Source organism: Vibrio sp. TBV020 (genome assembly GCF_046056895.1).
Taxonomy (GTDB): Bacteria; Pseudomonadota; Gammaproteobacteria; order Enterobacterales; family Vibrionaceae; genus Vibrio.
In genome coordinates, this window is the sequence record NZ_JBEEAQ010000001.1 from 797,359 (window position 1) to 812,237 (window position 14,879).

Here is a 14,879-nt window from a genome sequence, read left to right on the forward strand (position 1 = left end):
ATAGGTGGCAATGTTATAAATTGTATTTTCATGGCAAAAATACAATTATTGGCATTACCACCGTTTTGTGTTTACCATAGAACAAATCAAAATCAGTCATTGAACATCATGGACGTAACAGCAATCACTCGACTTCAAAAAGATTTGTTGGTTAAAGTCGTCACTCGACTCAAAAAAGAAGGTTTGCAATCAGGCGATAGCCTAAACGAGTCATCTTTGGCACAACAATTTGAAGTGTCTCGTACGCCTATGCGTGCAGTACTCAAGTATTTATCACAACTCGACGTGGCAAAAGCAGTACCCTACAAAGGCTTTGTCTTACAAGTTAACGCCGCCGATATCCAAATTCCTTTCGCTAACGACAGTGAACGGTGTCGCCAAGAGCAACTATATCTGCGCATACTAATGGACTTATTTTTTGGTGCGCTTAACACCTCGCTTTCAGAAAAGGAGTTTCAGGAACGCTATGAGGCTAATCGAGGTGAGATACAAAATGTACTTCGGCTGTTAGAAACCGACGGTATCTTCCGCCGCAGCCCTGGTTATAAATGGCACATTGACGGGGTATTAAATACCCTAGAAAGACACGCCGAAAGCTATCGATGTAGATTAATATTCGAACCAGCAGGTTTACTGGAACCTACTTGGGCGCTAGACACTGCAGCCCTAGAGGGTTGCCAAGAGCGTCACATCCGGGCAATCAATCAACCAAATGCCGTAACAGCTAGCCAGCTGTTTGACCTTAGCGCTGAGTTTCACGAACTGCTTTCTGCCTGCTCAGGAAATCGATTTTTACTTGGTACCATGCAGCAACACAATCGCTTACGCAAAGCGACCGACCTTGTGTCCATGCATATTCAATCGTCCGTCGCTAAATCCTGTCAACGCCGATTGGACATTATAGAATTAGTACTTAAAGGTGAGAATCAAGCTGCGGCCACCAAACTAACTCAGCTACTAGAAAATGATATTCGTGTCATGACGCGCACCTACAATGACGTTATGAATGTCCCTCGGCAGCAACGCGAAACCTTAATTCGCGACCTAACCACGCCAAAAAACTAACCTCTGGCTGCTGGTTTTATACAGCAGCCTCTCATCCCTCAATAAACTTCAACGTATTAAACACAGCCCTTCAGCATCAGTTCGAGCGTACGTATCGTTCACTCTAACCCCTACGCGACAACAGAAAAGCTTTCTAAACAATATCCCTATCTATATATCTCTCAAAATTAAATTGTCTTATCTATTGTTTTTTCGCAACAAAAACACAATAATAATGATTCTTATTTAGAGTTAATAACAGTAACAGTTCGTATTTGCTCAAAGTACGACCCGTGGCCGACCTGATTAGCCAAATGATTAAAATAGAGAAAGAAATGAACGTAATAAAAGGAATTTTTCCCCTATCTTCTGTCGCTTTAGCTATTGCGACAATTAGTGCTCCAGCGATAACCCACGCACAGGAGTACACTGAAACTCAAGAAAAAATGGTCGTAGTTTCAAGCCGTACTCCTAAAGCTCTCAGCGATATTCCTGGTACCGTTTGGTATATAGAATCAGAGCAAATTGAACAGGAATACCGCGGTGGTAAAACATTAGGAGAGATCCTTGCTGCAACTATCCCTTCATTAGATGTGAGCAGTGGTGCAAGAACCAACTATGGTCAAAACTTACGTGGCCGAAAAATGCTGGTTATGATCGATGGTGTATCTCTGCAATCTTCACGTCAGATCAGCCGTCACTTAGACTCAATCGACCCATTTAATATTGACCGAATTGAAGTGTTATCAGGCGCAACATCAATTTATGGTGCGGGCGCATCCGGTGGTGTGATCAACATCATTACTAAAAAGGCGGAAAGTGAAGAGCTTGAATTTGAATCGTACGTGGGTGCCTCTTCCGGTTTTAACTCTGGCGAAGATTTTGACTATAAACTTGGCCAAGCGATTTCTGGCGGTAACGAAAAAGTACAAGCCAGAGCCTCTGTTATTTACACTGAAACGCAAGGCTTCTTCGATGCTAACGGTGACATCGTCGTACCTGATATTTCGCAAGGTTCGCTGCAGTTTAACCAAACTATCGATTTCTTGACTACGGTAGGAGTCAACCTTTCTGAGACTAAAAAAATCAACTTCTTAGCTCAGTATTACGACAGTCAACAAGATTCTCCTTACGGCCTATACATAGAAAACTCTACCTTCATTGACGTCAGAAAAGGTTTTGATTCCGACCGAGAGCATGGCACTGAACGTATTATGTTGAGCGGCTCATACGTCGATGAAGAGTTCCTTGGCCATCAACTTATTGCAGAAGCTTCATACCGTAGAGAAGACCAAACCTATACCCCTTACTATCAGTCTTCTGGCCAGCAAATTACCGATGTTGTCTCTTTAAAAGCGGCTCTAGCAAAAAGCTTTAACCGTTTCAATCTTGTATATGGTGTGGATGCTTACCATGATTCTTTGGACAGTAATCAAGCATTGTACGATCCGACTATCGCCAATAATTCAGGTAATTTGATCAATAAGACCTATACGCAGGTTGGCCGTTATCCAGGGGTAGAAGTAAACTCTGTCGCGGGATTCATCCAAGCAGACTACGCGATTACTGATGAATGGACCATCGAAGGTGGCTATCGCTACCAATACATGGTCAACAAGATAGATGACTTTGTCGGCTATACACAACAAAAGAACATTGCTGCAGGCAATGGTAGTAGCGCTGACGCTGTTCCAGGGGGTGAAACAGACTACAGTGTTGGGCTATTTAACCTAGGGACAATTTACCACCTAACAAATGACTCTCAGGTTTGGGCAAACTTCTCGCAAGGTTTTGATCTTGCAGATCCTGCCAAATACTATGGACAAGGTGACTACACTCTTGTTGGCGACCACTGGCAGCTAAACGACAGCATTAATGTCTCAGACTCCAAACTATCGGGAATTAAAACCAATAGCTTTGAACTGGGTTACCGCGTAGATACGGGCGAGCTAAACTTCCAAACAGCAGCTTATTACTCTCAATCTGACAAGAGCGCGAAATACAACAAAACAACACTATTGATTGAAGAAGTCGAAGACAAGAAACGCGTCTACGGCTTAGAAGCATTGGCTTCTTACTGGGTACATGACAATGTACAACTAGGTGCTTCTGGACATTATGTAATTTCTGAACTGGATGGTGACAATGGCTGGGAAGATCTAACAGCAGGAGAAGCTAGTACATCGAAAGCCAGTGCTTGGGCAGGTTGGTACGATGCTAATTTAGCTTTAAAACTACAAAGCCAAACCATGTTTGACTATGAAGATGACGCTGACAACAAGCTCGACGGTTACACGGTATTTGATCTAGTGGGTAGCTATCAACTTCCAGTGGGTAGTTTAGGTTTTGGTATTCAAAACCTGTTTAATGAAGACTACACCACGATCTGGGGTCAGCGAGCTCAAATTCTTTACTCTTCGCACTATGCTGCGGAAGCTTATGACTATAAAGGTCGAGGCCGCACATACACCCTAAACTACCAAGTGAAGTTCTAATATTCACACCATAAAAAAACGCCCCGCCGACTCTAATTCAGTAAGCGGGGCGGGTTTTTTATTTAATTAAAATTACAGCTGCTTTTGGCGTGTTGGTAAAAACACCTCACCTAACATGCAACGAACGCTGCCACCACCAATGTTCTCGATCGTTTTAACGTCAAATGGCAGTAACTTACCGTGACTTGAAAGTTGAGCAAGTTGTGCAGGAGAGAAAGCATCATATGCTGACTGCGACATAGCAATAACCTTCTCACCGTTCACAGTTTCTAGTTGTAGAATATTGCCGCAAAAGTTGTTCATTTGCTCCAGTGAAATCGAAATTACCTGCTTGTCTTTAGCCAATGATTTAATCACAAAGCGACGCTCGAATTCAGGAATTACTTCATCGCAAATCACGCAGAAATTTTCACCAATCGCCATCATTACATTGGTGTGGTAAATCGGTTTGCCAGACGGCAGAGCAGTTTGGAATGACACCACACGGTCATAACCGATACGCTGCGCATAATCTTCCAACACTTCACGATCACAACGTTGCGACAAAGCCGCATAGACCGTCTTGTTGACGTGATCTTTTACCATCACACCGGTACTTTCTAAAAAAGCATCTTGCTCAAGGTACTGAGTAAGGGTGTCTTGACTTGACACCACACGGCCAGATCCTTGTAACGTTTCAACGAGAGATTCAGTCTTCACTTCATGTTGGCGGTTAGTGCACGCCATTGGAAAGGTAAACAACTCGCCGTTTGCCGTTGTACTGAACCAGTTGTTTGGAAATACCGCATCAGGCGTTTCAACTTCGCCTTTCGGATAATCAAACTCAACAACTTGTACGCCCGCTTTGCGTAGCGTCTCAACCATAGTCTTGAACTCTTGCATTGCAGCAACACGTACTTCATTAGTCGATTGAGACACTTGATGCTGAAACTCATTGTCTTTCGCAGTTTCAGCGTTAAAAGCAAACTCTTTAGGTGGCACCATCACCACACAATTAGCGTTTTGTACTGTTGATTGATTTTCTTGTAGTAGGGATTGCTGTTTCAACATTAGGACAAACTCAATTAATCTCACTCATAGTGGCAATTGTAGACATAATGTTAAAACAACATTTACTGAAATAACCTACACAACGCTCATCCATACAGGTAATTACAATGCAAATTAGTCAATTTTCAGTGATTTTTATTGTCACGCTGACTTTTTATCGAAATGACATGGATATTATGCATAAAAAGGCGTAATAAACTGATTACATTTCACACACTAACGTTATACCATTGCATTTCCTTCCTATTTTGGACGTAAATCTTTGCCATACGGCAAACTCCTGTCTTTTCGGTGTTTAGGAACTAACTATGTTTAAGAAATTTGAAGGCTTTACCAAGCCTTTTCCCGAGCAAGAGCCTAGTCAGCCGCCATCGGGTATTTTTGCTTTTTGTCGCCACTATACGCGGGGCTTTGAAGTCCCTCTGATCATCATGTCTATCATGTCGACGATAGTAGCGATTGTCGAAGTGTCTCTATTTGGCGCAATGGGAAACCTTGTCGACTGGCTATCAACCAGTAACCCTGAAACTTTCTGGCAAGAAAATCAAAGTGAACTGATGTTTTACGGCGGCCTTCTACTCGTAGTCATGCCCATTCTGGTTGTTGTTTACTCATTGTTGATTCACCAAACGTTGCTGGGTAACTACCCAATGTCGATCCGTTGGTTAGCGCACCGCTACCTACTAAAGCAAAGCTTAAACTTCTACCAAGATGACTTTGCTGGCCGAGTAGCAACCAAAGTGATGCAGACCTCCCTCGCCGTGCGCGAAACCGTAATGAAGAGCATGGACGTTTTCGTTTATGTCTCAGTGTACTTCACATCTATTGTCGTCTTACTTGCCCAAGCAGATTGGCGACTGATGATCCCAATGGTTATTTGGTTGTGCTGCTATATCGGTATCCAAATCTACTTTGTACCTAAGCTAAAAAGCGTTGCATCAGAGCAAGCCGACGCACGTTCAACAATGACTGGCCGTATTGTTGACAGTTACACCAACATTGCGACGGTTAAGCTGTTCTCTCACAGCAAGCGTGAAACGGAATACGCAGAAGAAGGCATGAACGGCTTCTTGGACACGGTTTACCGTCAGATGCGTTTGGTGACTGGCTTCGATGTTGCAGTTGAAATCACCAACTACTTATTGGTTTTCTCTATCAGTGCTCTATCTATCTTCTTGTGGATGGATAACTCGATCAGTGTCGGTGCGATTGCAATTGCGATTGCGTTAGCACTACGTATCAACGGTATGTCGATGTGGATCATGTGGGAAGTCGGCGCATTGTTTGAAAACATGGGTACGGTCGTCGATGGCATGAAGACACTATCTAAGCCTATTGATATTCAAGACAAACCAAACGCAAAGCCACTGGTTGTTGAGAAAGGTGGTATCGAGTTTGATAACGTCAGCTTCCACTACGGTGAAAAAGAGAAAGGGGTGATCAGTAATCTTAATCTCAATATTAAACCAGGTGAAAAAGTCGGCTTAGTCGGACGTTCTGGTGCAGGTAAATCTACGCTCGTAAACCTTTTGCTGCGCTTCCATGATGTAGAAAGCGGCAAGATTAAAATTGATGGGCAAGTCATCTCTGATGTCACACAAGATTCACTTCGCAGCGAGATAGGTATGGTGACGCAAGATACTTCACTGTTACACCGCTCTATCCGTGACAACATCTTGTATGGCAACCCAGATGCCTCCGAAGAAGATTTACTACGCGCAACCAAACAAGCTCACGCGCATGAGTTTATCGAAACCCTAAGTGACCCATTTGGTAACCTAGGCTACGATGCTCAAGTGGGTGAACGTGGTGTTAAGCTATCAGGTGGTCAACGTCAGCGAATTGCTATCTCACGAGTTCTGTTAAAAGATGCACCATTGTTAATTCTTGATGAAGCGACATCGGCTTTGGACTCAGAAGTAGAAGCCGCTATCCAAGAAAGCTTAAACGAGCTGATGCAAGGTAAGACGGTAATCGCAATTGCACACCGCCTATCAACAATCGCAGCTATGGATCGTTTGATCGTTCTCGACAAAGGTGAAGTAGTAGAACAAGGCACACACCAAGAGCTTGTTCAAAGCGGTGGAATTTACGCTCAGCTTTGGGCACACCAGACTGGTGGCTTTATTGGTGAAGAGCAAACCGATGATAAACAGAGCGCGTAAGCTTAAAACATAAGAGTGCAAGGGAGAATAAGTTCTCCCTTGCTAAGAAGCCCAAAGGAAACACAAAATATATCTTTACATCACACGGTAATCAGGTACTATTTAGGTCGCTCTGCAAGACAGGGTTATTTGTGAAACTGCAAGTAAAAGTAAAGCCTTAGATTCTGCGTTACCGTTGTTATCCCAGTGTTTCCCTTAGCTTCATTGTTTACATTAAATAGTTCGATTTTTCAGCGCACTACAATTTAATTTTTTATATAAGGGACACATCATGTCTAACAAAACTACTGGTATCGTAAAATGGTTTAACGAAGAGAAAGGCTTCGGTTTCATCACTCCAGAAAACGGCGGTGCTGACGTATTCGTTCACTTCCGTGCTATCGCTTCTGAAGGTTTCAAAACTCTGAAAGAAGGCCAACAGGTTTCTTTCGAAGTTGAACAAGGTCAAAAAGGCCCACAAGCTGCTAACGTAGTACCAGCTTAATTTTAGATTGACCTAAGCGTCGATTACTAAGATTTCTAAAAACCAGCCCTAGTGGCTGGTTTTTTTGTGTCTGAAACCTAGACTGAACAAACACTTTTCTTCACACACAAAAAAGCCCTACCTTAAGTAGAGCTCCTTTCAATTCGACTAAATCCGTGGTTACCACATCAAATCATCTGGTACGACGAAATCTGCGTATGGGTCATCTTCTGCTGGGATATCTTCAGCAGGTGCATTTTGTTCGATGATCACGCTCTCATCACGCATCGCAATTTTCTTCGCTACGCTGCTTGGGATTACCACGTAAGTTTCATCAGTGCGAGCAATCGATAGAATACCTTTTGCTAGCTGGTCACGAATCAACTGTTCAACATAAAGTGCTTTGACCAAAGTACCGTCAGTGAAGTTGTATTTAATGTCGCCATCTTTCTGATCGATTTTATTCATCTCAATCAGCTGTTTGATTTGCGCTTTGATCTCTTTCGACAGGCGTTGTTCTTTCTGCTCTTCGCTCAGTGCTTTGTCACGCTCTTGTTGCGCACGCTTGTTTTCTTCCACTGCCGCTTTTACTTCACGTGCTTGTACACGAGATTTCTTCGAGCCTTTCTTCGCTTTTTTCAGTTTTTTCTCGTTTACTAAGCCAGCTTTAAGCATTTGCTCTTGAAGTGTCAGTTTTGCCATGGTTCTTCCAAAAGTAATCAATTTGCGCCCATTTTAACGGCTCGAAGCAGTCAAAGAAAGGCTTCAGCACACATTAAATCCGCATCTAAAATGCATAGAAAGTCACCACTCGTCTGTCTTCATTTAATCAATCGTGACGACAAAATTGTTTTGTTAGACTCTGTTGCCTTTTTATCCGTTAATGCGCTCGACGCGGAAGCTTAGAGAGCCGAATTCAGACCCGTGTCAGGTATGACTCAGCTCCACTGGGTCATGTATTTCTCTCCCTATCTTTGTGAGATTTGAAGTGGAAAACAATTCCAAACTTGATCGTGTTCGTGCTGATTACAATGTTCATTACTGGAGCCAAGGCTTCTACGGTATCGATAACCAAGGTGAAGTGTATGTATCACCTCGTAGCGATAACGCACATCAGGTACCTCTGAGTAATATCGTCTCTAAGCTAGAACAAAAGCAGCTTAATTTACCTGTATTGGTTCGTTTCCCGCAGATTCTGCACCAGCGCGTGCACGGTATTTGCCAAGCGTTCAACCAAGCGATTGAAGAATACCAATACCAAAACAACTACCTGCTGGTTTACCCAATTAAAGTTAACCAACAAAAAGAAGTGGTTGATGAGATTCTAGAAAGCCAAGCGCAGCTAGAAACTAAGCAACTAGGGCTAGAAGCGGGCAGCAAGCCTGAACTACTAGCGGTACTAGCACTGGCGCAAAAAGCAAGTTCAGTGATTGTATGTAACGGCTACAAAGACCGTGAATACGTGCGTCTTGCGCTTATTGGTGAAAAGCTAGGTCATAAAGTATTTATCGTACTAGAGAAGCTCTCTGAGCTTGATCTGGTACTGAAAGAAGCAAAAAGCTTAGGTGTAAAACCTCGCTTAGGTATTCGTATTCGCCTTGCGTCACAGGGTGCAGGTAAGTGGCAATCAAGCGGCGGTGAGAAATCGAAGTTTGGTTTAGCAGCGTCACAGGTTCTTACTGTTATCGATCGTCTGAAACAAGAAGATCAGCTAGACGCAATGCAACTTGTGCACTTCCACCTTGGCTCACAGATGGCAAACATTCGCGATATCCGTAATGGTGTTAACGAGTCTGCGCGTTTCTACTGTGAACTACGTGAAATGGGCGCGGATATTAAGTACTTCGATATCGGTGGCGGCCTTGCAGTGGACTACGACGGTACACGTAGCCAATCATCAAACTCTATGAACTATGGTTTGATCGAATATGCTCGCAATATTGTCAGCACTGTCGGCGATGTTTGCCAACAATACGAACAACCTGTTCCTGTGATTATCTCGGAATCAGGTCGCTCATTGACAGCGCATCATGCGGTCTTGATCACTAACGTAATTGGCACTGAGGCGTATCATCCAGAAACGGTGGTTGAGCCAAGTGTTGAAGATCCGACGCTACTACAAAACATGTGGCGTAACTGGGAGAACCTACAAGACGGCAGCGATGCTCGCGCACTGATTGAGATTTACAATGATACTCAAAGCGATTTGGCAGAAGTGCACTCGCAGTTTGCAACCGGGGTACTAAACCTGCAGCAACGCGCGTGGGCTGAGCAGCTTTCTCTTCGAATCTACTTCGAGCTAAGCCGCCAAATGAGCAATAAGAACCGTTTCCACCGTCCTATTTTGGATGAGTTGAACGAGCGACTAGCAGACAAGTTCTTCGTTAACTTCTCGTTATTCCAGTCTCTGCCAGATGCATGGGGTATTGATCAGGTATTCCCTGTCCTACCGCTGTCAGGTTTGGAAGAAGTAGAAGAACGTCGCGCTGTTATGTTAGACATCACGTGTGATTCAGATGGTGCAATTGAGCAGTATGTTGAAGGTCAAGGTATCGAAACTACACTGCCAGTTCCAGCTTGGAATAAAGATAAACCATACCTAATGGGTTTCTTCCTCGTTGGCGCATACCAAGAAATCCTTGGTGATATGCATAACTTATTTGGTGATACGCACAGTGCAGTTGTCACTGTCGATGAAAACGGTGAAGCGATTATTGAGCGTATTGATGAAGGCGATAGCGTTGAAGATATGATGCGTTACGTACACATCGACGTTGACAAGATTCGTAGCAACTACCGTGAACTGGTCGCTGAGCGTGTAGAAACTAGCGAACAGCAAACCGTACTACAAGAACTAGAAGGTGGCCTGACTGGTTACACCTACTTAGAGGATTTCTAAATGAATGATTTGTTTACGAAAACTGATTATTCGCTGTACTCGAATTCAATGAGTTTTATGCGCAGACCTTACCTGCGCAATCCTGTCTCGGCAGACGCTGATCTAGTGGTACTTGGTGTACCACTAGATATGGCAACATCAGGTAGACCAGGTGCTCGCATGGGCCCGGACGCGATTCGTCGTGCGTCAGTAAACCTTGCGTGGGAAGGCAATAAATTCCCTTGGGATTTCAACGTATTTGATCGCGCAAAAGTGATTGATGCGGGCGACTTAGTGTTTGATTGTGGTGACGCTGAAGACTTTACCTACCGACTAGAAGCTGCGACAAGCGAGATTCTAAAAAGTGGTAAAACTATGCTAGCTCTAGGTGGTGATCACTTCATCACACTGCCAATCCTTCGCGCGTATGCGAAGCATCATGGTGAAATGGCATTGATTCATTTCGATGCTCACACTGACACCTATGACAACGGCAGCAACTACGATCATGGCACTATGTTTTATCATGCGCCAAACGAAGGTTTGATTTCACCTAAGCATTCAGTGCAAATCGGTATTCGTACTGAGTATGAGCAGAACAATCATGGCTTCAACGTAATTAACGCGATGGAGGCGAACGATCTTTCAGCAGAAAGCATCGTAGCGCGTATCCGTGACATTATCGGTGATAAGCCAGTTTACGTTACGTTTGATATCGACTGCCTTGACCCAGCATTTGCACCAGGAACAGGCACACCAGTATGCGGCGGATTAAACTCAGACAAAGTTCTGAAGATTCTGCGCGGCCTAGCGGGTGTCAATATTGTTGGTATGGACGTTGTGGAAGTATCACCCCCATACGACCACAGCGACCTTACCGCCCTAGCAGGGGCAACTGTGGCACTTGAGCTTATGTACGCATGGGCTTCAAACCGCAACAATGACTAACTAAATAGCCATTCAAAAGCAAAGCTGACCTAATTAGGTCAGCTTTTTTTATATTTGTTATCAGGTTAGTTACCACCAAAGCAGAGGTATTTCACATCAAGATATTCATCGATCCCTTGCTTGGCTCCCTCACGACCTATACCCGATTGTTTCACACCACCAAAAGGCGCAACTTCCGTCGAAATAATGCCTTCATTGACACCAACCATGCCGTATTCGAGCGCTTCCGCGATCTTCCACACTCGGTGGATATTTTGGCTGTAGAAGTATGACGCTAAGCCATAAATCGTGTCATTGGCCATTTCAATCAGCTGCTCGTCGCTGTCAAACTCAATCACAGGGGCGACTGGACCAAAAATCTCTTGAGAGACAATCTCCATGTCATGGGTAACATTCTTAAGCACGACAGGTTGCACAAACAGTCCATCTAACGATTTAAGTTCAGATACAGGCTGAGCCCCCTGTTCAATCGCTCGGTTAATCAGAGCTTGAACATTCTGTTTTGCAGAGTCACTGATAACAGGGCCAATATTCACTCCATCTTCTAGGCCATCTCCGACTTTTAGCTGCTGTACTGCTACGTCGAACTTGGTCACAAACTCATCATATACCTTGCTATGGACATAGAATCGGTTGGCGCAGACACACGTTTGACCCGCATTACGAAACTTAGAAGCCATTGCACCAGCCACTGCCGCATCAATATCTGCATCATCAAACACGATAAACGGCGCATTGCCACCAAGCTCCATTGAGGTGCGCTTAATGTCATGGGCACTTTGCTGCATCAATAGGCGACCCACTTGAGTAGACCCAGTAAACGACAGCTTTCGAATTAATGGATGTGAGGTAAAGATATCACCCACCAGCGGAGCACTCTCTCCCAACACAACTTGAAGCACTTGGCGCGGGATCCCTGCTTGATAAGCAAGTTCAACCACGGCAAAAGCAGACAGCGGCGTAAGCTCCGCAGGCTTGACAATAAAACTACAGCCAGCAGCAAGGGCTGGCGCTGCTTTTCGGGTAATCATTGCGATAGGGAAATTCCAAGGGGTAATCGCACACGCAACACCAATTGGCTGTTTGATTGTCACCAAACGTTTATCACCACTAGGAGCCGGAATCGTTTCGCCGTAAGTACGCTTGGCTTCCTCAGCAAACCAATCAACAAAACTTGCTCCGTACATCACTTCACCTTGAGCTTCAGCTAATGGCTTCCCCTGCTCAAGAGTCATTAGCCGTGCCAAGTCGTCTTTGTTTTCAATTAATAGCTGGTACCAGCGATTGAGTAGTTGAGCACGAGTTTTCGCGGGTAGTGCCGCCCACTCTTTTTGCGCTGCATGTGATTGTTCTATACCTTCAAGAATGTCTTGCTCTGAAGCGACCGGAGCGTAGCCCAGTAATTGCCCATTTGCTGGGTTAATCACCGCAATACCTTGCTCTTCAGAGGGAACCATAAAAGACACAAGGCTTTGATTTTTAATATTCTGCATAGGTACTCCGTATGACGACAATGGCTTGCCCTTAAGTATGAAGCAATTCAACCAACTCGGTCATATTACGGAAACTAGAGTGACATGAATATATGTGGGCTATCAACAGCTGGTATTTTCGACTCGCACAGTACATTCACAGCCTTCTGCTGGACAAATATCTGAGCTTCCTCGCCCACCAAATGAATCATAAATTACATAACAACCTGCTGGGAGCGTCGTTAGGTTAGTGCTGTTTAGATCACTATCAGAGAAGGAATGGTCGTAACCCACTACCGTATGTCGGTTACCAATAGCTGTCGTTAAGTCGCCTGAGGTTTCGAGCGTGAGGAAATCAAACATAGTGAGTGCATCTGCCGATTCCCCTTCGCTTTCAGGGCAAAGCGTCGCCCAGTCAATTTCGACCGTACCAATGCCAAAGTCGAGAATATAATCTTGTTGATTACCAGGGTTAGAAAGACTCGGTGTAAGTCCAGCAATCGCTGCCTTAGCATTAACCTGAGTAATGACGCCTTCCATTGCACCTGCGACACCTTCAAGTGTTGCCTCACGAGCTGACTCTTGTAAGTTAAGGAAACGTGGAGCAGCAACAACCGCCAGTAAGCCAAGAATGACGATAACGACAACTAACTCAATTAACGTAAAACCACTCTTTCTCATCGTATTCCCTACAGCCTACTTATTAATCATTCCATGAAATCTGAGACGTTTCTAACATGTAACAAGTTATAAATCACAAACAATTTATAAAATTGCCTTATGGATCAATTATAGGTAATCCGTACGAGATAAGGCCCTAAATAGCCAAAAGCCCAACATGGTATCCATCTTGGGCTCTATATTGACTTAATCCATCATCACTGTGCGATAAGCCAATCACCGCCAAGTGCTTTGTAGACACCTACTGTAACTTGCGCTGTTTGTAATCTTGCAGCAAGTTCTCGATCTTCCAACATTCGATGCTGACGCTGGGCATCAAGTACCGAAAGGTGATCGATTAATCCAGCCTGATACAAAGACTTTGCTTTACTGACGGCTTTTTCAGACGAGGTAAGCGCTTCATCTATGTACTGTTGGTTCTCTTGGCTGCGTCCATACGCAAACAGCATTGAGTCGACTTCTGTAAACGCAGAGTCCACCGCATGCTGGTAACCTAATGCAGCATTATCGAATCTTGCTTGGTTTAACTCTGTCAGCGCTTCGCCTCGGCCACCATCAAATACGTTCCAGCTGACTCCGACTGAACCAACCCAACCAAACGAGTCACCGCTGAATAGGTCATCAAAATTGCTCGCTGACACACCTGGAGCCCCTGTTAAGAAGAACTTCGGATACCGATTGGCAATACTGACGGCAACTTCCTCGTTAATTGCCGCCATTTCGCGCTCCGCTAAACGAATATCCGGGCGACGCTTTAACAAATCAGAAGGTAGCCCTACAGGAATTACCCCTTCCATAACGGGTAGCCCTTGGGATTGAGCGAGTCGAACATCAACTTGAGATAGCGGCTCACCTAGTAACGTTGCAATACGTTGTTTATGGACTTGCTGTGCAATCTCTAGCTGCGGCAATAAAGATTGAGTCGCCGACAGCATCGCTTTTGCTTGTGCCAAATCTAAGTCAGAGCCATAACCACTTTTCACCACCTTATCGACCAAGTTAAGTGTTCTTTCTTGATCGACAAGGTTAGCTTCCACCAATGCGATACGCTCTTCCGCACCACGATACTGCAAGTAGTTGTGCACTAGATCTGCCGTGATCAGAGTTGTTAAACCACTTTTGTAGATCTCGGCTTGTTCGACACGGATCGAAGCCGCATTCGCTTGCCTATCGATACGTCCAAACAAGTCCATTTCCCAAGCAATCGAAGCACCAACCAAACTTCCATCATGCTGGTTATCCAAGACTGTTGTGTTAGATAACTGAGGAGGTAGAGCTGAGACACTCTCACCAAGCGGATTTAGCGCCGGACCAAGCAGTGAATCGTTTTTGCTCAGCTGGTAGTTGTAGTACCCCGCCCCAACATTAATAGTCGGGACTTTGAAAGACTCAACAACTGACTTATAGCTATTCGCCATGCTGATTCGTGTAGCCGCCATTTTAAGTGGGATGTTTTGGCTTTGAACGTTAGCAACCATAGTATTTAATGTTTGATCATTAAACTGCGTCCACCAGTAATCATTTTCCGCCACCTGCTGGTTTTCTGAGTAGAGGTAGCTTTCTGCCATAGATACGGTTGGTTCACTATAATCAGGACCAACGGCGCATCCAACTAGCACTAAACTCAATGCAATAGGAGCAAGCTTTAACGCTTTATTAAGCTGTGTATTTTGTATTGTCATT

General features: G+C 44.5%; 11 protein-coding genes. 6 read left to right on the plus strand and 5 right to left on the minus strand.

The annotated features are described in order from the left end of the window. The first annotated feature begins 108 nt into the window (after positions 1 to 108). Positions 109 to 1,065: a GntR family transcriptional regulator gene (locus tag AAFX28_RS03395; protein ID WP_408686811.1), complete on the plus strand. Its 957-nt coding sequence runs from the start codon at positions 109 to 111 to the stop codon at positions 1,063 to 1,065. Between the two features lie 314 nt (positions 1,066 to 1,379). Next, entirely contained in the window at positions 1,380 to 3,539 is a 2,160-nt protein-coding gene (locus AAFX28_RS03400) for a TonB-dependent receptor (RefSeq protein ID WP_408685634.1), read from the plus strand. 72 nt (positions 3,540 to 3,611) lie between these two features. Here the strand turns inward: AAFX28_RS03400 and ctlX are convergent, their stop codons facing one another. Then, a complete protein-coding gene (gene ctlX / locus AAFX28_RS03405) occupies positions 3,612 to 4,589 on the minus strand; it encodes a citrulline utilization hydrolase CtlX (protein ID WP_408685635.1) in 978 nt (325 codons plus the stop codon). 308 nt (positions 4,590 to 4,897) lie between these two features. Between ctlX and AAFX28_RS03410 the strand changes: the two genes are divergently transcribed. Further along, entirely contained in the window at positions 4,898 to 6,754 is a 1,857-nt protein-coding gene (locus AAFX28_RS03410) for an ABC transporter ATP-binding protein (protein ID WP_408685637.1), read from the plus strand. 271 nt (positions 6,755 to 7,025) lie between these two features. Continuing rightward, on the plus strand, positions 7,026 to 7,238 hold the full coding sequence (locus AAFX28_RS03415) for a cold-shock protein (protein ID WP_004744614.1): 213 nt from the start codon (positions 7,026 to 7,028) through the stop codon (positions 7,236 to 7,238). Positions 7,239 to 7,397: 159 nt separating this feature from the next. Here the strand turns inward: AAFX28_RS03415 and AAFX28_RS03420 are convergent, their stop codons facing one another. Beyond that, positions 7,398 to 7,919: a DUF2058 domain-containing protein gene (locus AAFX28_RS03420; RefSeq protein ID WP_408685639.1), complete on the minus strand. Its 522-nt coding sequence runs from the start codon at positions 7,917 to 7,919 to the stop codon at positions 7,398 to 7,400. A 286-nt stretch (positions 7,920 to 8,205) separates the two neighbouring features. On the opposite strand from AAFX28_RS03420, the gene speA reads away from it, so the two are divergent. Then, positions 8,206 to 10,116 (plus strand): arginine decarboxylase, encoded by a 1,911-nt coding sequence (speA, locus tag AAFX28_RS03425; protein WP_408685640.1) that lies wholly within the window; start codon positions 8,206 to 8,208, stop codon positions 10,114 to 10,116. Then, positions 10,117 to 11,043 (plus strand): agmatinase, encoded by a 927-nt coding sequence (speB, locus tag AAFX28_RS03430; RefSeq protein ID WP_408685642.1) that lies wholly within the window; start codon positions 10,117 to 10,119, stop codon positions 11,041 to 11,043. It abuts the gene before it with no gap. A 65-nt stretch (positions 11,044 to 11,108) separates the two neighbouring features. On the opposite strand, the gene AAFX28_RS03435 is transcribed toward speB, so the two are convergent. The 3 genes from AAFX28_RS03435 to AAFX28_RS03445 form a co-directional block, all read right to left on the minus strand. Then, the gene (locus tag AAFX28_RS03435; RefSeq protein WP_408685644.1) at positions 11,109 to 12,536 is read right to left on the minus strand and encodes an NAD-dependent succinate-semialdehyde dehydrogenase; all 1,428 of its coding nucleotides are present in this window, start codon (positions 12,534 to 12,536) and stop codon (positions 11,109 to 11,111) included. Positions 12,537 to 12,638: 102 nt separating this feature from the next. Further along, positions 12,639 to 13,196 carry a type II secretion system protein gene (locus AAFX28_RS03440; protein ID WP_408685646.1) on the minus strand — a complete coding sequence of 186 codons (558 nt, stop codon included), beginning with the start codon at positions 13,194 to 13,196 and terminating at the stop codon, positions 12,639 to 12,641. 197 nt (positions 13,197 to 13,393) lie between these two features. Then, positions 13,394 to 14,878 carry an efflux transporter outer membrane subunit gene (locus tag AAFX28_RS03445; protein ID WP_408685648.1) on the minus strand — a complete coding sequence of 495 codons (1,485 nt, stop codon included), beginning with the start codon at positions 14,876 to 14,878 and terminating at the stop codon, positions 13,394 to 13,396. Position 14,879: the final 1 nt, after the last annotated feature.

Coding starts and splice junctions, on each gene's coding strand:
- AAFX28_RS03400 (WP_408685634.1), top strand. CDS start 1,380: ATGAACGTAATAAAAGGAATTTTTCCCCTATCTTCTGTCGCTTTAGCT.
- ctlX (WP_408685635.1), bottom strand. CDS start 4,589: ATGTTGAAACAGCAATCCCTACTACAAGAAAATCAATCAACAGTACAA.
- AAFX28_RS03440 (WP_408685646.1), bottom strand. CDS start 13,196: ATGAGAAAGAGTGGTTTTACGTTAATTGAGTTAGTTGTCGTTATCGTC.
- speB (WP_408685642.1), top strand. CDS start 10,117: ATGAATGATTTGTTTACGAAAACTGATTATTCGCTGTACTCGAATTCA.
- AAFX28_RS03415 (WP_004744614.1), top strand. CDS start 7,026: ATGTCTAACAAAACTACTGGTATCGTAAAATGGTTTAACGAAGAGAAA.
- AAFX28_RS03445 (WP_408685648.1), bottom strand. CDS start 14,878: ATGACAATACAAAATACACAGCTTAATAAAGCGTTAAAGCTTGCTCCT.
- AAFX28_RS03395 (WP_408686811.1), top strand. CDS start 109: ATGGACGTAACAGCAATCACTCGACTTCAAAAAGATTTGTTGGTTAAA.
- AAFX28_RS03410 (WP_408685637.1), top strand. CDS start 4,898: ATGTTTAAGAAATTTGAAGGCTTTACCAAGCCTTTTCCCGAGCAAGAG.
- AAFX28_RS03435 (WP_408685644.1), bottom strand. CDS start 12,536: ATGCAGAATATTAAAAATCAAAGCCTTGTGTCTTTTATGGTTCCCTCT.
- AAFX28_RS03420 (WP_408685639.1), bottom strand. CDS start 7,919: ATGGCAAAACTGACACTTCAAGAGCAAATGCTTAAAGCTGGCTTAGTA.